We start from the raw sequence: 20,987 nt of genomic DNA, 5'->3' as shown, positions 1-20,987 counted from the left end.
GATGAGGATCACGCCCCCTGCGCTCCGGCGTAAGCGGTGATCTGATGTGAGCCGTGGTCGTTCGGTGCCATCCAAGCCGTTGGGTGCCCGGACACCACACAGACCAATGCAATGGTGTGTCAACAGCATCGTTGACACCCGCCAACACCCCCTTCAGGCCGGGAATCAGGCCTGAAGGATATTCATTCCGGTTGATCCTGCCGGAGGCCATTGCTATTGGGATCCGATTTAGCCATGCTAGTCGCACGAGTTCAGACTCGTGGCGAATAGCTCAGTAACACGTGGCCAAACTACCCTTCGGAACACAATACCCTCGGGAAACTGAGGCTAATAGTGTATACCATACCACCACTGGAATGAGTGGTATGCCAAACGCTCCGGCGCCGAAGGATGTGGCTGCGGCCGATTAGGTAGACGGTGGGGTAACGGCCCACCGTGCCAATAATCGGTACGGGTCATGAGAGTGAGAACCCGGAGACGGAATCTGAGACAAGATTCCGGGCCCTACGGGGCGCAGCAGGCGCGAAACCTTTACACTGCACGACAGTGCGATAGGGGGATCCCAAGTGCACAGGCATAGCGCCTGTGCTTTTCGGTACCGTAAGGTGGTACCAGAATAAGGGCTGGGCAAGACCGGTGCCAGCCGCCGCGGTAATACCGGCAGCCCAAGTGATGGCCGATCTTATTGGGCCTAAAGCGTCCGTAGCTGGCCGCGCAAGTCCATCGGGAAATCCACCTGCTCAACAGGTGGGCGCCCGGTAGAAACTGCGTGGCTTGGGACCGGAAGGCGCGACGGGTACGTCCGGGGTAGGAGTGAAATCCCGTAATCCTGGACGGACCGCCGATGGCGAAAGCACGTCGCGAGAACGGATCCGACAGTGAGGGACGAAAGCCAGGGTCTCGAACCGGATTAGATACCCGGGTAGTCCTGGCCGTAAACAATGCCTGCTAGGTGTGGCTCCCACTACGAGTGGGTGCTGTGCCGTAGGGAAGCCGCTAAGCAGGCCGCCTGGGAAGTACGTCCGCAAGGATGAAACTTAAAGGAATTGGCGGGGGAGCACTACAACCGGAGGAGCCTGCGGTTTAATTGGACTCAACGCCGGACATCTCACCAGCATCGACTGTAATAATGACGACCAGGTTGATGACCTTGTCCGAGTTTCAGAGAGGAGGTGCATGGCCGCCGTCAGCTCGTACCGTGAGGCGTCCTGTTAAGTCAGGCAACGAGCGAGACCCGCATCCTTACTTGCCAGCAGTACCGCGAGGTAGCTGGGGACAGTAGGGAGACCGCCGTGGCTAACACGGAGGAAGGAACGGGCAACGGTAGGTCAGTATGCCCCGAATGTGCTGGGCAACACGCGGGCTACAATGGTCAGGACAAAGGGTTCCTACTCCGAAAGGAGACGGTAATCTCAGAAACCTGATCGTAGTTCGGATTGTGGGCTGCAACTCGCCCACATGAAGCTGGATTCGGTAGTAATCGCGTGTCACAAGCGCGCGGTGAATACGTCCCTGCTCCTTGCACACACCGCCCGTCAAAGCACCCGAGTGAGGTCCGGATGAGGCGTACCTCGTACGTCGAATCTGGGCTTCGCAAGGGGGCTTAAGTCGTAACAAGGTAGCCGTAGGGGAATCTGCGGCTGGATCACCTCCACCGACCCGAGACCTCCCTTTGGGAGGCTCACCTTACGACCGTCACCACGACGGTCACTACTCATTCGCATTGGACTGTGTCGTCCGCCACCCACCGGCTTGGACACTTTAGAACGACCACGGCTCACACACATCACACACCAGACCTTCCCGCTAGGGAAGGTGGGCTCATAGCTCAGCGGTAGAGTGCCTCCCTTGCAAGGAGGATGCCCTGGGTTCGAATCCCAGTGAGTCCATGTCCGTTCGGACCGAATCCGTCCCCTTAAGTGGGAGACGCGACTCGGTTCGAACACGACGACCGATGCACCATCCCGGGAAACCGCGGATGGGAAGGGTTCGACGAACGCCCCGTCACACCCGGGGCGATTCAATGACAACCGTGTATACGTGCGATCCAGACGTCCACTGAACTCATCCGAGTTCGTGGAACGTCAGTGAACCATATACAGTCGGGTGACACTATGTCACTTGACACCGTCAGCACTCTCTTCGGAGAGTTGGCTGACACACTACTGGCTACTGTGCCAGCTGGTGAATGGCTCGGCTCGAGAGCCGACGACGGACGTGCCAAGCTGCGAAAAGCTCGTGGGACCCGCATGGAGGGAAAGAACACGAGATCTCCCAATCGGAATCCGTTCAACAATTGCCACGCGCAATAGGGAACGCCCTGAATTGAAACATCTCAGTAAGGGCAGGAAAAGAACGCAAACGCGATGTCGTCAGTAACCGCGAGTAAACGCGACACAGCCCAAACCGAAGGTCTTCGGACCAATGTGGTGTTCGGGTTGACAATCAAAACGCGACACTCTCTCAGAAGTCTCCTGGAACGGAGCGTGAAACAGGGTGACAACCCCGTATGAGAGAACAGTACCGTTGGCGTCAAATCCAGAGTAGCAGGGGTCGGATATCCTCTGTGAACATCTCAGGCATCCCCTGAGAAGGCTAAACACTCCTCGAGACCGATAGCGAACAAGTAGCGTGAGCGAACGCTGAAAAGCACCCCGAAAAGGGCGGTGCAATAGGGCCTGAAATCAGCTGGCGATCGAGCGACAGGGCGTACAAGGCGTCTCTCAAAACGACCGAGAAGCGATTCTCTAGTAGGAAGAGAGACGAGCCGGCGTCGTGTCGTGCGTTTTGAAAAACGACCCAGGGAGTGCACTTGATTGGCGAGTCTAACCCGTGAACCGGGGAAGGCGCAGGGAAACCGATACGGCCGCAGCATTGCGAGGGCCACCGTGTTCAAGCGCGGGGAGTCAATTGGGTGCGACCCGAAACCAGGCGATCTACGCGCGAGCAAGGTGAAGCGTGGCGAAAGCCACGTGGAGGCCTGTTAGAGTTGGTATTCTACAATATCCTCTCGTGACTCGTGTGTAGGGGTGAAAGGCCCATCGAGCCTGGCAACAGCTGGTTCCAACCGAAACATGTCGAAGCATGACCTCTTCCGAGGTAGCCCGCGGGGTAGAGCTACCGATTGGATGACCCGCCTCCGAGAGGAGTCGGCCATCCTGTCGAACTCCAAACCCGCAGGCGCCGCAGACGAAGGGAGTCCGGTGCGCGGGGTAAGCCTGTGTACCGTGAGGGGAACAACCCAGAGCCGGGTTAAGGTCCCAAAGTGTAGATTAAGTGCGATTCGAAGGTGGTCTCAAGCCCTAAACAGCCGGGAGGTGAGCTTAGAAGCAGCTACCCGCTAAGAAAAGCGTAACAGCTTACCGGCCGAGGTTTGAGGCGCCCAAAATGATCGGGGCTCAAATCTACCACCGAGACCTGGCCGTGCCCGTGAAAGGGCAACCGCGTAGGTTGGCGTACTGGTCGGACGGAAGCCCGGGCGAGAGCTCGTGTGGACCGTCCAGTAACGACAATCCTGGTCACAGTAGCAGCGATAGTCGGGTGAGAACCTCGACGGCCTGAAGAGCAAGGGTTCCTCGGCACTGCCGTTCAGCCGAGGGTTAGCCGGTCCTAAGGTGTACCACAACTTGACTACACCGACGGGAAGCTGGTTAATATTCCAGCGCCATTATGCAGTAAACGCCGACGCCGTGTGGAACGCTGAGCCGGGCACTCGCCCGGTCAAATCGTGGAAACTCGTGGACGCCGTCACGGCACGAAGCGAGCGAAACGCGAAATAGCGAAAGTCAGCCGTACATAGGGCCCGTGAAAAGGCAAGCATGATGTCCGTACCGAGATCCGACACAGGTGCTCTGCCAGCGCAAGGCAAGGCCTGTCGGGAGAACCGACGTTAGGGAATTCGGCAAGTTAGTCCCGTACCTTCGGAAGAAGGGATGCCTGCTCTCGACGGAGCAGGTCGCAGTGACTCGGGCGCTCCGACTGTCTAGTAACAACACAGGTGACCGCAAATCCGCAAGGACTCGTACGGTCACTGAATCCTGCCCAGTGCGGGTATCTGAACACCTCGTACAAGAGGACGAAGGACCCGTCAACGGCGGGGGTAACTATGACCCTCTTAAGGTAGCGTAGTACCTTGCCGCTTCAGTAGCGGCTTGCATGAATGGATAAACGAGAGCGCCACTGTCCCAACGTTGGACCCGGTGAACTGTACGTTCCAGTGCGGAGTCTGGAGACCCCCAAGGGGAAGCGAAGACCCTATAGAGCTTTACTGCAGGCTGTCGCTGAGACGTGGTCGCCGATGTGCAGCATAGGTAGGAGTCGTTACACAGGTACGTGCGCCAGCACGCCACCGAGACAGCATTGAAATACTACCCGTCGGTGACTGCGACTCTCACTCCGGGAGGAGTACACCGGTAGCCGGGCAGTTTGACTGGGGCGGTACGCGCTCGAAAAGATATCGAGCGCGCCCGAAGATCATCTCAGCCGGGTCGGGAATCCGGCGAAGAGCGCAAGAGCAAAAGATGGTCTGACAGTGTTCTTCCCAACGAGGAACGCTGACGCGAAAGCGTGGTCTAGCGAACCTACGAGGTTCCGGAATGGGACCCGTAGATGACAGAAAAGCTACCTTAGGGATAACAGAGTCGTCACTCGCAAGAGCACATATCGACCGAGTGGCTTGCTACCTCGATGTCGGTTCCCTCCATCCTGCCCGTGCAGACGCGGGCAAGGGTGAGGTTGTTCGCCTATTAAAGGAGGTCGTGAGCTGGGTTTAGACCGTCGTGAGACAGGTCGGCTGCTATCTATTGGGGGTGTGAGGTACCTGACGTGAACGAACGTATAGTACGAGAGGAACTACGTTTGGTCGCCACTGGTGTATCGGTTGTCCGAGAGGGCAGATGCCGAGTAGCCACGCGACACGGGGTAAGAGCTGAACGCATCTAAGCTCGAAACCCACATGGAAAAGAGGTACCACAGAGGTCACTCGTAGAAGACGAGTTCGATAGACTCGGGGTGTACGCACCGAGGCAACGAGGTGTTAAGCCCACGAGCACTAACAGACCGAGCCACATTCATTGGCGCTGACGCGCCACGACTCGCATGAGTTCAGGCGGTATCTGGATCGCACGATTTACACGGTTGGTATCGAACCAGACCGACACAGGCATCTCGCTTCGTCCGTCACGAGTGACGGTTCGGAGAGAGTCTCGGTTCGACTCCGAGAGTCGGCGTAAAGGCGGCCAGAGCGGTGGGGGAACACCCGTACCCATTCCGAACACGGAAGTTAAGCCCACCAGCGTATCGTGAAGTACTGGAGTGAGCGATCCTCTGGGAACCACGAGTCGCCGCCTGCCCACTCATACGGGAGCCAACTCCCATCCAGCCCACGGACAGCGCGTCCGTGGGCTTTTTTTCATGTACGCCGAGCCCCAAGGCTCGGCCTTCACGTGCGACCGCTAGGCTTAAACGCTCGACAGCGGTACGTTCGACTGGCGCCAAGGTGGCAGAGTCTGGTCAGACGCAGCGGCCTGCAGAGCCGCCCAACGCCGGTTCAAATCCGGCCCTTGGCTCTCACACGTTTATTATAAATCCCAAGACGACTTTGTCTTGGGCCTACCCGCTTTTCCACAGTCACATCTATAGATACTGATAGAACCAAATAGCGTCCGGCGATCGGTGTTTGATTGACCTCTCATGACTGATTCTTATCTATCCTCTTGATTCTTCATCCTGGCGCAGCGCTACGGGTGGTGGTTTTCCCCCATCTTTCCGAAGACGCTCTGCCACCACTCAGGCATATCATCGGTGTCGTACACTCCTTCGTTCGCCAACTTCAGGAGCTGGACGACTTCGTCGTCGTTGAGGTTCTGAAGATCCAACTCCTCCACAGTCTTCTTGCGCGCTCGTTCGGTACTCATCGGCCGGTCGCGCTGAACTGTCCCGTAGAAATGGAACCAAAACATGAGACTATCCTCGGATAGAACAGGTGGCCGCTGTTCCAGAAGAAGTCGGTCAGGGATCAGTGGGAGTGTCGACACTGCTGAGAGAGTTCTGAGGAACGCCCGTCGAAACATGCCGTCGACAAAGTAGTATCCCTGCTAATATCTACTCCTGCTTCGGGTACGTGCTTGTGTACGTACTCGCGTACATACGTAGGTACATAGGAGAGTACCCATGTCATGTAAGTCCACTATTCGGATGGTACTGTAGACATCCGTCTACTCCGAATCAAGTCGAAACGAACGTTTTCCCGTCGATGTAGGTCGCGTTGTCGATCACCGTGTTCCTCGTCGCAGTGTCGACGCACGACGAGTTCCCCCGGTGGACGGGTGTCGTCGGCGTTCTCGTCGCGAGTATCCTGCTCTCGATGCTGTACCTCGGTGTCCACTGGGTCACCGATCTCGCCGCCGGCGGCGTACTCGCAATCGGCGTCGTCGTCGCCGACCGGATCGCCTCGCGCGGTGACCGCGCGAGGTAGTGACGTCCCACAACAAGGGGCTTTTCACCCGGCCCGTCGGTTAGTAGTACCCGAGAGCGGCGAGCTGTGCCTCGACGTCGGCGTCGGGTTGTCGACCCGCGAGCGGCTCGCGGACGGAGTCGCGGCCGTCGTCGCCGTCACGGAAGGATCGGTCGACCGTCTCCGGCTCGACCGGCTCGTGGTGTTCGACGACACCGGGAGCGTGGACGAGCGTCGTTACTCTCCTGTCGCCCCAGTAGGAGTGCTTTCGGACGGCGCCAGAGGTGTTCGGCGCGTTCTCGTAGCCGGCACGGCTCGGTTCGAGATACGCCTCGACCGGGTCACAGCGCCGTTCGAACCGCTTGCGAAGGTCGGCGGTGACGGGTTGCTTGAGCGCGAGTGCGCGGTCGACGGTGAAGCCGCATAATGGCGAATCACCACGGGCGTGTGCACGAGCCACGGCCGGGAATCGGGTGAGTGCGGCGAGCTCATCGACTCGTTCACCGGTCGCCCCGCCGGGTGGCCGGACGACGAGGTGGACGTGTAACAGCTCCTCGTGTCTCGGCAGGACGTGTGACACGGCAGGGGGCTCATTGGGGACGCGCCCGGGTTCACCGAAGCCGTCGCCGTGGTCCCCACAGACGACCACGAGCGTCTCGTCGAGCTCGCCTCGAGACCGGAGCGACTTGAGCGCGTGTTCAAGGACCGCGTCGGCCTGCCGGATACCCCCGTTGTACAGCGATTCGAGCGCGCCGAGCTGCCAGTACGGACGATCGCCGCCGTAGAACGCCCACTCATAGCGGATCGGGAGGTCGGCTTGAAGTGTCCGTACACGGCCGTCGCCCCAGCAGTCGTACGCCTCACGGGCTCGAAGGTCCGGTGAGCGCCCATTAGGTTTAGACACGCGGCCCACGGACCGTCGACCTCGGCACTCAACGCCAGGAATTAGTCGGCGTAGTAGAAGCTGTCGGGACCGGGATAGAGCGTAGTCGTGTCATAGCGGTCACCGTAGTCGTCGGGTATCCCGACCGTCGTCTCGAAGGGATCGGCGAAGCCCGCGTCACGACCGGTTAGGAAGCCGTTCTCGCTGGAGACTCTCGTCGCATAGCCATTGTCGGCGAGTGACTCGAAGACCGTATGTCCGGGTTGGAGTCGGTTGTGGACGGTCACTCGGTGGACGTGTGCGCCGGATCCGGTGAAGAGGCTCACGTGACTCGGCAGCGACCAGTTCGAGGGGGTCTGAGCCTGGGTGTAGATGGTCGACTCGTCGGTGAGCGTGAGAGGTACGGCATCGTTTCGCGTGCCGCACCGTACAGTGAACAGTTCGCCGCCCGCACGGAGTCGAGCACGACGAGCAACACGTTCGGAGAGGCGTGAGTGCCCATGGGGCACACACCGGGTGCGGGAGCGTAGTCTTTGATATGTGTCCTACGTATCGAAGTAGAGACGCACAGACGGCTCAAAACCGGTACAGGTGACCCTAGAGCGTCGCCGAGCAACATCGTTAATAGCAACCCATGCGGGATATGTATGTGCAACTGGCAGTGTTCTGGGGAGGTATCAGGTAGTGTATGAGTAGCTGGCAGTATCCTCCTGTGCTCTGGCTGTTTGTGGTCGCCAGCCTGAGCTCGTTTCTCATCGGTCTGTACGCCGTCTGGTACACGCTGTATCGAGAGCGGCGCCGGCGGGTTGTCGTGGTCGCCGCAATTACTATCTCGATCGCAGTTTGGGTCGGGACGGCGGCGATTAAAGTAGCGAGCACTGACCCGGCGATGAAGATACTCTGGTATCGCCTCGAGTTCGTCGGACACGCCTGGCTGCCGTCGCTGTTCGTCGTGCTCGTGTTAGATTACGTCGCGCCCGAGCGAATCACGCGTCGGCTGTGGAGCATTCTACTCGTGATTCCGGTGGCGACGATTGCGCTGGCGGTGGGGACGCCGGACGGGGTGTTTATCGACACCCTCCTCGTCGACGCGGGTGACGGCTACGTCACGATCGAACAACAGGTTACCCCGTTATTCGGCGTGCAAATCTTGTGGTCTGTCGGCGCGACACTGGTGATGACGACCGCGATCCTGTGGGCTGTTGTTCGCCGACGGGTGCCGCGATTCATCGGGATCATCTTCGGGATCGCCCCACTCATCCCCGTCGTCGTATTCACGCTTCGCGCGCTCGAAATATATCCGCCAGGCGAGTCGGGGTTCGATGTCACCCCAGCGGCTATCGGTGCGACGATGGCCATCGACATGGTGATGATCTACAGACACCGGGTGTTCGATCGGGTCCACACGGGACGGAGCCAAGCGCTCGAGGCACACGCCGCCGGCTACCTGCTCGTCCACGACAGCGGCCACATCGTCGACGCCAACGCGGCTGCGGCCGATCTCGTCGGGTCACCTGACCGCGAGGCGTTGATCGCGAGTGACGTCCGCGCGCATCTCCCCGAGGCGGTGCTGTCGTCCGCTGACCGCCGGGTGGTGATAGGCGATCAGACGGTGTTCGTCGAGCGAACCGCGATCGCCGGTGTCGGAGGGACGGGTGGCTACGCGCTGTTGTTGACCGATATCACGGAGCTCGCCGAGCGCGAGCGCGAACTCACCCAATACGCCGCGCTCATCGAGCAACTGCCAGTCGGCGTGTACCGCGTCGACGAGAGCGCCGACCCGAGCCTCCGCTATGCGAACCCGGCGTTAGTCGAGATGCTCGGCGCGGCGTCGCTTGCGGAACTCCAAGCTACATCGATCCCGTGGGTTCGGACCTTGGGTGACGCGGACGCTGGGGGCGTAGCCACCAGTAGCGGTGAGGTAGCCGATGGCGGTGCGCAGCCGGAGTTGAGGTCGTCGAGCCTCCGAGACGAAACGCTGCGATGTGCCCGGCTCGATGGCACGCAGTTCTGGGGGCACGCGACCGACGTGGTTGTCGACGGAGACGACGGCAGGTTCATCGAAGGGTCAATGCTCGACGTGACAGAGCTGAAGGAGGCCGAACTAGCCGCCGTCGAGGCACGCGACGAGCTACGCCGGGAGCGCGACAGCACGGAGACGCTTCGGCAGCTCCTCATGGAGACAGCTGCGGTCCCGGCGATCGCAGCGACGATCGCAGAGCAGGCGCGCGAACGGATCGGCGCGGCGGCTGTCTGGGTGGTCGAGGCCGACGGCGAGACGGTGCTTGCGACCGCGGACGAGGCAGTCGGTGGATCGGGGGATGCGACCGCAGACGAGGGCGTCGCACGCCGAAGAACGATCGCCGGGGTGGCGCAGTCGGCGATCAGTGCCCGAACCCCTCGTGTGGAAACGGATGGCGGCGACGAGTCGACGCCAGTGACCCTGCTCGCCGTCCCGGCGACGTACGAAGGCGTGTGCTATGGGGCCATCGTCGCCAGCGAGCCGGATACCGACCCGCGAGAGCCGCTGGCGGAATTCGCGGAGACTGTTGGATTCGTCCAGCACCGCAAGCAGGTTCGGTCGGTGTTGACCGCGCCGACGGTACTCCAGCTCGCGATCGAGGTAACCGACTCGAGTCACCCGCTGCTCGCCATGTGTGTCGACCTGCGCGGAACGCCGTTCGATCCACTCGCCGTAACGACCACGCGACCGGCGAGAGGCGAGGGTGGCGTCGCATCGCTGCTCGTCGAGGCATCGGACGCCGCGACAGCGGTGTCGTTCGCCGCCGCCGGGGACGCGGTCGACACGGTCGTCTCCGCAGAGACGAGAGAAGGAGTTGATGGGCGGTCGCTGGTGCAGGTACGGACGACGGCGCCGATCATAGGCGAGACGATTCGGACGCACGCGGGGTTCATCACGGGGTACACGGTGTACGGATCACGACTCGTGGTCGAGGCGGAATTCCCACGGCGAACGCTGGCGGCGACCGTCCTCGCGGACCTCCGGGAGGCGTGGCCAGGGGCGACACTGCGGACCAAGCGCTCCCGGTCACGAGACACAACGGACCCGGTGTCGGTCGCTGGACTCACCGATCGGCAGGCCGAGGTGCTCGCGGTGGCGACGAAGATGGGCTTCTTCGAACGACCACAGCGGGCGACGGGCGCGGACGTCGCCGAGGTGGTCAACGTCTCGCGGACCACCGTGATGAAGCACCTGCGGGCTGCCGAACACGAGCTGTTCACAGCCCTGTTTGCAGGTGACGACAAAACGTGAATACGCGGTTTCTAGCGGCTGAAGCTGCCATAATCGGTGTTTGAAATGTATCGGTGAGCATCGGGTGGTGACATATGTAACCCCCCAAAGTATGCCTCCATGCGCTCACGCTCGTACATGTACGAACGCGGTGCAGTCGAGAGTGAGCGGCGTGGACAGCGAACGATGTGGGGCGCACAGTGAGTCTGCGTCGTCGCGTCGGTCTGCTGGTAGCGGTGGCGGTGGTCGGCGGACTCCTCGCAGTCAGCGGTGGGTTCGTTGGTGTGGCGGTCGCCACCGAGACCGCACCAGAGTGTTCGACCGTGAGCTACACAGAAAACGGGTCCGGATGGTACGAAGTCGAAAATGTGAGCCAACTACAGTGTATTAACGCGAATGGGCTCGGCGGAGACTACGTCTTGATCGGCGACATCGACGCCAGTGGGACGAACCAGTGGAACGGTGGGGCTGGATTCGAACCGATTGGCGACAAGAGTGCTCCGTTCACCGGCTCGTTTGACGGCGCGGATAACGTCATCTCGAACCTGATTATCGACCGACCGGCAGAGAATTACGTCGGGCTGTTCAGCAGACTCGACCAAGCTGCAACTGTCGAAAAAGTGGCGATCGACGACGCGAACATCACAGGAAACGGTGCAGTTGGCGGGTTGGTTGGCCGCAACGCCGGCACGGTCCACAACGTCACTGTGACGGGGAATATTACCGGAACGAGGCCGGGCAAGTTTACGAACGTTGGCGCCATCGTCGGGCGACACGACGCTGGGGGACGTCTCGTTGATGTGAACGCGAGTGGGACCGTGACCGGAAACGAGAGAGTTGGTGGAATCGTGGGTGTCAGTCGAGGGACTCTCGCTCGCGCTCACACCACCGTCGATGTCACCGCGAGTGGAAACGTCACAGGAGGAGTCGTCGGATTTGCCTACAAGTCCTCTACGATCAATCGCTCGAATGCGTCGGGGACCGTCTCGGGGAGTTCGTCCGTCGGTGGACTCGTCGGAGACCTGCAAGGTACCGTCGAGCGATCGACCGCTTCGGGTGATATCGAGGCAACCGAAAACCGTGTCGGTGGGCTCGTTGGGCTAGCTAGGTCGGAATCTTCGATAACTCGCTCGAATGCGTCGGGAGTCGTCAGCGCGGACGATTACGTCGGCGGCCTCGTCGGGTTCGCTGACCAAGACTCCGTAATCAATTCCTCGAATGCGTCGGGAGTCGTCAGCGCGGACGATTACGTCGGCGGCCTCGTCGGGTACACTAACGGCACGGTCACAGCGTCGACCGCGTCGGGAGCTGTCTCGGGAAGTTTTGTCGTCGGTGGACTTGTCGGACGCCTGTCAGGTACCGTCGAGGACACCTATGCGGCACCGACGGCAGGGATCCGTGGCGATAAGCGCGTCGGCGGCCTCGTTGGCTACATCGGCAAAACTGGACAGGTCAACCGGTCGTTCGCGACAGGTCTCGTCAACGCCACCGGGAGCAAGTCTGGTGGTATTACACCCCCCTCACCGGGAAACGTCAGCGACAGCTACTGGAACACCGAGACGACGAACCAGTCGTCCTCAGGCGGTGACCAGTCGTCCTCAGGCGGTGGAATCCCACTCACTACGGTCCAGATGACCGGCAATGACGCACTCGACGATGGCAACATGGACGCGCTCAGCGACAGCGTGTGGGCGACAACCTCGAATACCGACAGCGCCCGGTTTTATCCGACACTCATTGTGAACCCGCAGACGCCAGCACCGAATGAACCAGCACCGAATGAACCGCTGTATGCCGGTGGGAACGGCACTGAAACGACTCCGTACGAGATCGAAACGTGGACCCACCTCAGTGCGACACGGGAGAATCTCGGAGCGAACTTTACACTCGTGAGGGACCTCAACCGATCGACGCGAGGATATGAGACAGTGGTGACAGGCGCTAATGGCTTCGAACCGATTGGCGACAAGAGTGCTCCGTTCACCGGCTCGTTTGACGGCGCGGATCACGTCATCTCGAACCTGACTATCGACCGACCGGCAGAGAATTACGTCGGGCTGTTCAGCAGACTCGACCACGCTGCAACTGTCGAAAAAGTGGTGATCGACGACGCGAATATCACAGGAAATCGTAAAGTTGGCGGGTTGGTTGGACGCAACGCCGGCACGGTCACAGCGTCGACCGCATCGGGAGCTGTCTCGGGGAGTTCGTCCGTCGGTGGACTCGTTGGAATAACCTCTGGAACGGTCAATACCTCGTACGCAATCGGAGGCGTCACCGGAGGCCAGTTCGTTGGGGGGCTCATCGGACGCCTGGAAGGTACCGTCGAGGACACCTATGCGGCACCGACGGCAGCGATCCGTGGCGATCAGCACGTCGGCGGGCTCGTCGGGTTCGCTGACCAAGACTCTGTAATCAATTCCTCGAATGCGTCGGGAGTTGTCAGCGCGGACGGCAGCGTCGGCGGCCTCGTCGGAGGCCTGAAAGGCACGGTCACAGCGTCGACCGCGTCGGGAGCTGTCTCGGGGAGTGAGGACGTCGGTGGACTCGTTGGGGAGACCGGCTCCTCCGGTATGATAAATCGCTCGAGTGCGTCAGGAAACGTCTCAGCATCCAAGTACGTTGCTGGCGGCCTCGTCGGGTCCGTTGACCAAGACTCTGTAATCAATTCCTCGAGTGCGTCAGGAAACGTCTTAGCACGCGAGTACATTGCTGGCGGCCTCGTCGGACTCCTGTATGGTGCCGTCGAGCGATCGACCGCTTCGGGTGATATCGAGGCAACCGAATCCCAAGTCGGTGGGCTCGTTGGGAGTACCGGCCAATACTCTATGATAACTCGCTCGAATGCGACCGGGACAGTCTCCGGTGAGGAGAAAGTCGGTGGACTGGTTGGATTGAACAAGGGGGCGGTCAATACCTCGTACGCAATCGGAGGCGTCACCGGAGTCGAGGACGTCGGGGGGCTCATCGGACGCCTGGAAGGTACCGTCGAGGACACCTATGCGGCACCGACGGCAGCGATCCGTGGCGATGAGCCCGTCGGCGGGCTCGTTGGCTACATCGCCGACACTGGACAGGTCAACCGGTCGTTCGCGACAGGTCTCGTCCGCGCTACCGGGAGCGGGTCTGGTGGTATTACGTCCGACTCACCGGGAGCCGTCAACGACAGCTACTGGAACGTCGAGACGACGAACCAGTCGGCCTCAGACGGTGGAATCTCACTCACTACAGTCCAGATGACCGGCGATGACGCATTCGACGATGGCAACATGGACGCGCTCAGCGACAGCGTGTGGGCGACAACCTCGAATACCGACAGCGTCCGGTTTTATCCGACACTCATTGTGAATCCGCAGACGCCAGCACCGAATGAACCGCTGTATGCCGGTGGGAACGGCACTGAAACGACTCCGTACAAGATCGAAACGTGGAACCACCTCAGTGCGACACGGGAGAATCTCGGGGCAAATTTCACACTTGCGGCGGATCTCAGTCAGTCGACGCGAGGATATGAGACAGTGGTGACGGGCGCTAATGGCTTCGAACCGATTGGCGACAAGAGTGCTCCGTTCACCGGCTCGTTTGACGGCGCGGGTCACGTCATCTCGAACCTGACTATCGACCGACCGACAGAGAGCTACGTCGGGCTCTTCGGAGCCCTCGGAGAGAACGATCTTAGTGTTGAGGGATCGGCAACCGATCTGACCCTGGCTGCCGTCAACATCACAGGAAGCCAAGATGTTGGCGGCCTCGCCGGGAAAGCGAACTATGGAAGTCATGTGTCGAACATCACGGCAACTGGGAGGGTCAACGCGATTCGAGACGTTGGCGGGAGCGTCGGCTACAATATTGGTGAGTTGACGAACCTAACTACGAACGTTACCGTGACTGCGACGGGTGACTACTTAGGAGGTACACGTGCGGGTGGACTGGTTGGATGGAACAGCGGAACAATCGACCGCGCAATTGCCACAGGAGCGGTCACTGGGCCTACCGAGATAGGCGGCCTAGTCGGTCGAAATACCGACAAGATAACGAACGCACGTGCAACGGGAAGGGTGAATGGGGATCAAAAAGTCGGCGGATTGGTCGGCTCCGTCAAGAGCGGCGACGTCAAGAGCGGCGACATTTCGAATGGGACGGCGACCGGGGTCGTGAACGCGACTGGGGACAGCGTCGGCGGTCTCGTCGGCACGCTCAACGGTGCGGACATCACGGAGTCCCGTTCGACAGGCACTGTCTCAGGAACGGCGTGGGTCGGTGGCTTAGTCGGGGTGATCGACGACGGAACCGTCACCACCGCCTACGCGACAGGCAACGTCACCGGAAGCGATCGGGTCGGCGGGTTGATCGGGCACAGTAGTGGCTCGAACGCGTTTGTAACCCAGTCGTACGCCACAGGATCGGTCACCGCCAACGACGCTAGCGAGGGTGTCTCCGGCGGGCTCGTCAGCAACGCGAGCGCGGGGGTGAACGTTACCCAGTCGTACGCTGCAGGCGAGGTACGATCGACCGCAGGGAGGGCTGGAGGACTCGTCGGTGTCAGCGATGGCGCCACCGTGGACACCCCGACCACGTACTGGGACGCGAACCGAACGACACAGTCGTCGTCGGCTGGTGGGACCGCCCTCTCGACCGAAGCGATGATCGGAGGCGACGCACTCGAGTCGATGTCTGGGCTCAACGACACGGTCTGGTCGACCGTCGACGACTCGACGGCGGGGTCGAGCGGTGACGGGTATCCTGTGCTCGCGGCGCTTCCGTTGGACCCACAGATCCTCGTTCCGACGCGTGAGACCAGCGCGGCCGCGAGCGCGACTGAGTCGGATCCCGAAAGCGGTGGCGGTGAGAACGACTCCAACGACGGGAGCAACTCCAGCGATGTGAGTGGATCCACCGACGAGGGCGGTTCCACCGACGGAGGTGACTCCAATGACGGAGGCGACTCCAGCGGTGAGAGCGACTCCGACGACGGGAGCAACTCCAGCGATGCGAGTAGCTCCACCGACGGGGGCGGTTCCACCGACGGAGACGACTCAAATGACGGAGGCGGCTCCAGCGGCGAGAACGACTCCAACGACGAAGGTAGCTCCACCGATGGGGGCGGTTCCACCGACGGAGGTGACTCCACCGACGAAGGCGGCTCCAATGACGGAGGCGGCTCCAGCGGCGGCGGAGGGGGCAGCGGGAGTGGCAGTGCCACCTCCCTTCTCGCGGAGACGGTCCACACGCAGACACTCGATCACACGGCCCTGAACGAAATCGCGATCGACTTCGCTGAACCTGTCGATGGGCTGGTTCAGGTCACGGTCGTCGAAGCGCCTGACCGGCCCACGATCGAGTCGTCGGCTACCGTTGTCGGCGCCGTTTCGATCACCCCGCCGAGGGAGTCGACCGAGACGAACGCAACGCTGGCGTTTACGCTCAACGCGACCGGCTTGGAGGCGAGCGAGATAGTTCCCGGAGACATCGTCGTCTACCGCGTCGATACAGCTGGCACGGTCCACGACCCGATCACAGTCAGTGTCACAGCGGAGACGAACGACACGGTCACCGTCGCTGCAGAGACACCCGGGTTTTCGACGTTCGTGCTGGCTACCGCACAGTTGGAGGCCGAAACCGAATTGGAAGCGTCGCAGAGTGAATCGGCGACCGAGATGACCGACGAATCGCCCACCAAGGAACCACACGGTGAACCCGAGCCCACGACGGAGGATAGTCCAGCGACGATCGAGGCAGACAATGTTGCGGTCCCTGGATTTGGGCCGCTAGTCGCGCTCGTCGCACTCGTAATGCTCGCGCTTGCCGCGGTCGAGCGCAGCCGGAACCAACCGTGATCGGAGAGATCAACGCGAGCCACAGGTGACACGCGGTCGGCAGCGATCGAGGGCGACTGACACGCTCACGAGGTTGGTATGTTAAGATTCACCCCGATCACACGAACCGGTCGTCCACCCGCGTCGACTCAGGGGCATCCGTCGACGCCTCTACCCAGCCCTCGCTCGTCGACGCGGGCACGTCGAAGGATAGAACAAACGGCGTCAACAACCCCACCCTACTTCGCTCAGTCTACCGACTTCGCTCGTAGAGGGTGTCGCCAGAACTCGAAGAGTTCTGGCTGCTAACCAGAAGTCTGTGACTTCTGGTGATGGGGCTTGTCCGTGAACTCCGCCTCGAACCCGTCCGGGTGGGTGAGGGATCGTAGGAGTTGCTTGTGTCTGTTGGAACCCACGCGAGTGAGTCCGGCACCTCATCGTCAGCTATCTTGGGGGTTCGTTTCCCGAAGATTCGAATGGCGACTCGGTGAATTCACGAGCTAAAGTTGACACCCCTAAGCTGTCTCTTGGCTTTCCGTTCTTTCTCCCGAGAGCGGCCTGTCACTGGGCCCGCAGACTGCCCCGCTTAGTAACCGTTAAACACCGGGTGACCAATGCGTGAACTATGCAACGACGCGCTGTGGCCGTGTTCGTCGCGCTGTTCCTCGCCATCGCGGGCGTGGCGGGCGCGCTGACCGCGACGGCCGATAGTCCGGAGATAGCGCTCGAAAACCCGGAGATAGACGCCTCCCAGAACGAGTCGATCGACATCGGCGGCGAGACGTACGTCGTGGCCGACATCTCGGAAAGCGAGAACGACGAGGGGCAGATGATCATCTCGGGCACGCTCGAACGCGAGTTCACCACGGAGACCTCCGAAACGTGGGCGAACGAGTCGACGGTTTCGGTCGACGACCGCGAGTGGCGCGTCGAGATTCCTGGTGAGAACGCCACCGAGTTCACGCTCGTCGAGGTGCTCGACCGAGGGGCGATCCTCGAGGCCGACGACGACGCCGAAAACGAGACGGTCACGCTGGAGGACGGCGAGTACGTCGCGGTGACCGACGAGAACGGCGAGCGGACGCTAGTGCCCGTCGGCGAGTACTTCCCCGCGCCCGAGGAGCGGACGCACGCGACAGGCGAGACGCTTGAGTACGACGGACAGACCGTCACGGTCGACGACGTGACGGCGGACGGCGCCGTGCTCGCGTGGGAGACCACCGACACGGAGACCGTCGAGATCGCCCAGCAGTCGACGGTGACGATCGGCGATACGGAGTACGTCGCACACTTCCCCGACACGTCGACGCTTCGGATGTCGACCGACATCGAGGCGTACGAGGCGCAGGCCACCGAGGTAGAACGGTTTAACCAGTACAACAGCGGACTCTCGCGCGTGCTCATCCTCTCGGTCCTGTCGTCGATCATGCTCGCCGGCATGGCGTTCATCCCGTCGCGGTACTGATCGTCGATCGGCCCACCGGCAGCGTTCGGCTTCTCCTTGATGCCCGATTTCTACCGACAGCCACTACCGGTGGGAACCGCTACCGGGAACATGACTTCGGCAACGGAGAAGGTGCGGCAACTCGCTCCGCACTGGGCGGTGATGTTCGTCGCGATGTTCGTCGCGCTGGCGGCCGTCGATCGTGTCGTCGGTGGGCTCGGACTCGCGGCGTCGCTGGGGCTTGTCTTGGTCATCGCCTTCGCGTATCCGTTCGTTGTTCGCGCGCTCGGCGTCGCACCGCCCGTCTGGCAGCGGTGACGGGGATCCGCAGATGACGACACAGATCAAAGACCCCGTTCACGGGTACATCGAGCTCGACGACGCGGTCGTCGATAGCGTGATCGACACGTCGGCGTTTCAGCGGCTCCGACATGTCAAACAGCTCTCGGCGACCCATCTGGTCTATCCCGCGGCCAACCACACGCGGTTCGAACACAGCCTCGGCGTCTACCACCTCGGGCGGCGGGTCTTCGAGAACCTCCGGCAGGAGCCGTACTTCACCCGGCAGACGTCGCCGGCCGTCGTAGACGAGATCCAGTCGACCCTGGAGTGTGCGTGTCTGCTTCACGACGTCGGCCATCCCCCGTTTTCGCACGTCTGCGAGCGACATCTCGACGCGGCCGAGCTCCGGGACCGGCTCGCCGATCGCGGCTTCGTCGCGTCGCTCCGCGAGGCGGGGATCGACGACGCGCCCATTCGCGAGGCGAGCCCACACGAGCTCCTGAGCTGTCTGCTGATCCTCGACTCGTTCGGGGACGCGCTCCGGGCGCTGTCGGTCGACCCGGAGGAGGTGTGCGCGTACGTCTTGGGGTACAGTCTGGTGTACGAGCGCGGCGGGCCGTGGCAGTACGGACTCGGCGCGCAGCTGCTCCACTCGCCGGTCGACGTCGACCGCCTCGATTACATCTCCCGGGACAACTGGATGACGGGGGCGAACGTGTTGAGCTTCGACACCGACCGCATGGTTGAGGCCTACACCGCCCATCCCGACGAGGGGCTCGCGCTCTCCGAGAAGGCGCTCTCGACGCTCGGGAACTACCTCGAAGGCCGGATCGCGCTGTATATGTGGGTAACCCAACACCACAAGTCGGTGTTCGCGAACGCGCTGCTTCGCGACCTCACCGAGCGAGCTGCCGCCCTCACCGGCGACCCGCCGGTGACGATAGACGGCGTCGTCGACGAGGAGATCGGCGACAACACGGTCGCGGAGCGGCTGCGTCGGCTCGCCCGGGACCGACCGGACACCACGTTCGCGACGCTGTACGACCGGTATCGATCGCGGCGGTTCCCGACGACCTGCTGGAAACACCGGATCGCCTACGCGGACCGGATCGACGTCGACCGCGAGGCGTTCGGCGAGTGGCTCGTCTCCGGCGACGCCCGGCTCGAACGGGAGCTCGCCGCGGAACTGGGCGTCCCGGTTCACGACGTGTGGATCGAGCGGTCGTACGTCCCGGAGTACGAGCCCTCGGAGCTGGCCGACATCCCGATCGCGTACGGCGGGACAACGCGGTCGGCGGGCGACTGGGGGTTGTACGGCGACCGCGCGTTCGACAGCCCGATCCCGTTCGTCTACGTGCCCGACGGCGACCGAAAGCGCGCGACCCGCTGGCTCGTCGAGCGGTTCCGCGCGGAGTACGGCGGCTGACTCGGTCGAGCGGACTCGACCCGATAACACCGGCGTCAGCCGGTCACCGTCCCGTCCCTCTCGTTTTTATACGGCTTGGTCGCCTTCGGATCGGTATGACAGACGAGAACCCGGCTCCGGTCACGTCGGAGCTCCCGGACGCACCGTTCCACACCAGCGGCACCGACCACATCACGGTTTGGGGCAGCAACGAGGCGGACACGCTCGCCTTCTACCGTGACCTGCTCGGGATGCCGCTCGTGTTGCGGCAGCCGAACCTCGACGACCCCTCGCAGACGCACCTCTTCTTCGACACCGGCGACGGCCGGATCCTCACGGTGTTCGTGAGCGACGAGCGGGCGTCTGCGCGCGGCCAGCGCGTCAACACGGGTGCGGTCCACCACCTGTGTTTCAGCGTCGAGCCCGACGAGTACGAGGAGATCATGGCGGCGCTCGAGGAAGCGGGAAAGGGGTACAACGTGTTCGACCGCGGCATCTTCCACTCGATTTACACGCAGGACAACAACGGGCTCGTCATCGAGCTGTCGGCCGACAAGTACGAGATCCCCGACGGCCGGAAGGGAGAGGTGCTCGCGACCGCCCAGCGTCTCCGCGAGGAGGACGGCGCGGACTTCGCGCAGGACCGGCACATGGAGGGGGCCTTAGAAGAGCTCGGCCTCCCGGTGAACAAACACGACCTGCCGGACGCCGACGCCGGCGTCGGGGTCTGAGATGGCCGGACGATCTCCGGACCCGCACGCGGGCGATGACCCCCACGGCGACGAGCCGCTTGTCACCGCCGGGACGCCGCTTGCCGATGCCGACGCAGCGCTGGTGCTCGTTCACGGTCGCGGCGCGAACGCCCGGAGCGTCGTCGACCTCGGCGAGCAGCTCGCCGGCGACCGCGACGTCGCGATCTTAGCGCCCGCGGCCGCCGGCAACACCTGGTATCCGAACTCCTTTCTCGCCCCGGTCGCGGAGAACGAACCGGGTCGGACCTCCGGGCTCCGGGCGGTCGGGGCGGCCGTCGACCGCGCGGTCGACGCGGAGATCGACCGTGACCGCGTCCTCGTCGGCGGCTTCTCGCAGGGCGCCTGCCTCGCGAGCGAGTTCGTCGCCCGGAATCCGACCCGCTACGGCGGGGTCGCGGTCTTCAGCGGCGGGCTGATCGGCGAGGCCGTCGACGTCGACGACTACCTCGCGGACGCGACCGCGGGCGGCGTGGAGGGGTCGACCGACGCCGACGGGGGTCCCCTCGCCGGCACGCCGGCGTTCGTCGGCTGTAGCGACGTCGACCCGCACATCCCCGAGGAGCGGGTCCACGAGACGACCGCGGTGTTAGAGGCGCTCGGCGCCGACGTCGACGAACGGATCTACCCGGGGATGGGCCACGGGATCAACGACGACGAGGTCGAGGCGGTGTCGGAGCTGGTCGCCGCCCTCGCCTGAG

At 62.3% G+C, this 20,987-nt stretch carries 11 protein-coding genes, 2 tRNA genes and 3 rRNA genes; 13 read left to right on the top strand and 3 right to left on the bottom strand.

Features of this window, described 5'->3' with window-relative positions; all coding sequences use genetic code 11:
* Positions 1 to 184 precede the first annotated feature (184 nt).
* The 5 genes from F3H13_RS13725 (at position 185) to F3H13_RS13705 (ending at position 5,567) form a co-directional block, all read left to right on the top strand.
* Positions 185 to 1,654, top strand: a 16S ribosomal RNA gene (locus F3H13_RS13725).
* 163 nt (positions 1,655 to 1,817) lie between these two features.
* Positions 1,818 to 1,889, top strand: a tRNA-Ala gene (locus F3H13_RS13720).
* Positions 1,890 to 2,160: 271 nt separating this feature from the next.
* Positions 2,161 to 5,072 (top strand): 23S ribosomal RNA (locus F3H13_RS13715).
* 157 nt (positions 5,073 to 5,229) lie between these two features.
* Positions 5,230 to 5,351 (top strand): 5S ribosomal RNA (gene rrf, locus F3H13_RS13710).
* Together the 16S, 23S and 5S rRNA genes with 2 tRNA genes alongside form the textbook arrangement of a ribosomal RNA operon.
* A 140-nt stretch (positions 5,352 to 5,491) precedes the next feature.
* A tRNA-Cys gene (locus F3H13_RS13705) sits at positions 5,492 to 5,567 on the top strand.
* Positions 5,568 to 5,738: 171 nt separating this feature from the next.
* On the opposite strand, the gene F3H13_RS16295 is transcribed toward F3H13_RS13705, so the two are convergent.
* On the bottom strand, positions 5,739 to 5,915 hold the full coding sequence (locus tag F3H13_RS16295; RefSeq protein WP_188128077.1) for a hypothetical protein: 177 nt from the start codon (positions 5,913 to 5,915) through the stop codon (positions 5,739 to 5,741).
* 362 nt (positions 5,916 to 6,277) lie between these two features.
* On the opposite strand from F3H13_RS16295, the gene F3H13_RS13700 reads away from it, so the two are divergent.
* A complete protein-coding gene (locus tag F3H13_RS13700; protein WP_149799570.1) occupies positions 6,278 to 6,475 on the top strand; it encodes a phosphatase PAP2 family protein in 198 nt (65 codons plus the stop codon).
* Between the two features lie 40 nt (positions 6,476 to 6,515).
* Here the strand turns inward: F3H13_RS13700 and F3H13_RS13695 are convergent, their stop codons facing one another.
* Together F3H13_RS13695 and F3H13_RS13690 are read right to left on the bottom strand one after the other, a co-directional pair.
* On the bottom strand, positions 6,516 to 7,367 hold the full coding sequence (locus F3H13_RS13695) for a sulfatase-like hydrolase/transferase (protein WP_188128076.1): 852 nt from the start codon (positions 7,365 to 7,367) through the stop codon (positions 6,516 to 6,518).
* A 32-nt stretch (positions 7,368 to 7,399) separates the two neighbouring features.
* Positions 7,400 to 7,663 (bottom strand): hypothetical protein, encoded by a 264-nt coding sequence (locus F3H13_RS13690; protein WP_149799568.1) that lies wholly within the window; start codon positions 7,661 to 7,663, stop codon positions 7,400 to 7,402.
* Between the two features lie 362 nt (positions 7,664 to 8,025).
* Between F3H13_RS13690 and F3H13_RS13685 the strand changes: the two genes are divergently transcribed.
* The 7 genes from F3H13_RS13685 (at position 8,026) to F3H13_RS13650 (ending at position 20,986) form a co-directional block, all read left to right on the top strand.
* Entirely contained in the window at positions 8,026 to 10,611 is a 2,586-nt protein-coding gene (locus F3H13_RS13685; protein WP_149799567.1) for a histidine kinase N-terminal 7TM domain-containing protein, read from the top strand.
* 302 nt (positions 10,612 to 10,913) lie between these two features.
* On the top strand, positions 10,914 to 16,427 hold the full coding sequence (locus tag F3H13_RS13680) for a GLUG motif-containing protein (protein ID WP_188128075.1): 5,514 nt from the start codon (positions 10,914 to 10,916) through the stop codon (positions 16,425 to 16,427).
* 619 nt (positions 16,428 to 17,046) lie between these two features.
* Complete coding sequence (locus F3H13_RS13670; protein ID WP_149799579.1) at positions 17,047 to 17,871, top strand: hypothetical protein; 825 nt, start codon at positions 17,047 to 17,049, stop codon at positions 17,869 to 17,871.
* A gap of 90 nt (positions 17,872 to 17,961) precedes the next feature.
* Positions 17,962 to 18,168, top strand: a complete 207-nt coding sequence (locus F3H13_RS13665) for a hypothetical protein (RefSeq protein WP_149799564.1) — start codon at positions 17,962 to 17,964, stop codon at positions 18,166 to 18,168.
* A 13-nt stretch (positions 18,169 to 18,181) separates the two neighbouring features.
* Entirely contained in the window at positions 18,182 to 19,558 is a 1,377-nt protein-coding gene (locus F3H13_RS13660; protein ID WP_149799563.1) for an HD domain-containing protein, read from the top strand.
* A gap of 95 nt (positions 19,559 to 19,653) precedes the next feature.
* Entirely contained in the window at positions 19,654 to 20,268 is a 615-nt protein-coding gene (locus F3H13_RS13655; protein WP_149799562.1) for a VOC family protein, read from the top strand.
* A 1-nt stretch (position 20,269) separates the two neighbouring features.
* Positions 20,270 to 20,986: an alpha/beta hydrolase gene (locus tag F3H13_RS13650; protein WP_149799561.1), complete on the top strand. Its 717-nt coding sequence runs from the start codon at positions 20,270 to 20,272 to the stop codon at positions 20,984 to 20,986.
* Position 20,987: the final 1 nt, after the last annotated feature.

The organism is Halorubrum xinjiangense (assembly GCF_900102375.1).
In the GTDB taxonomy this organism is placed as follows: Archaea; Halobacteriota; Halobacteria; order Halobacteriales; family Haloferacaceae; genus Halorubrum; species Halorubrum xinjiangense.
This window is presented reverse-complemented; position numbering and strand designations above follow the sequence as displayed.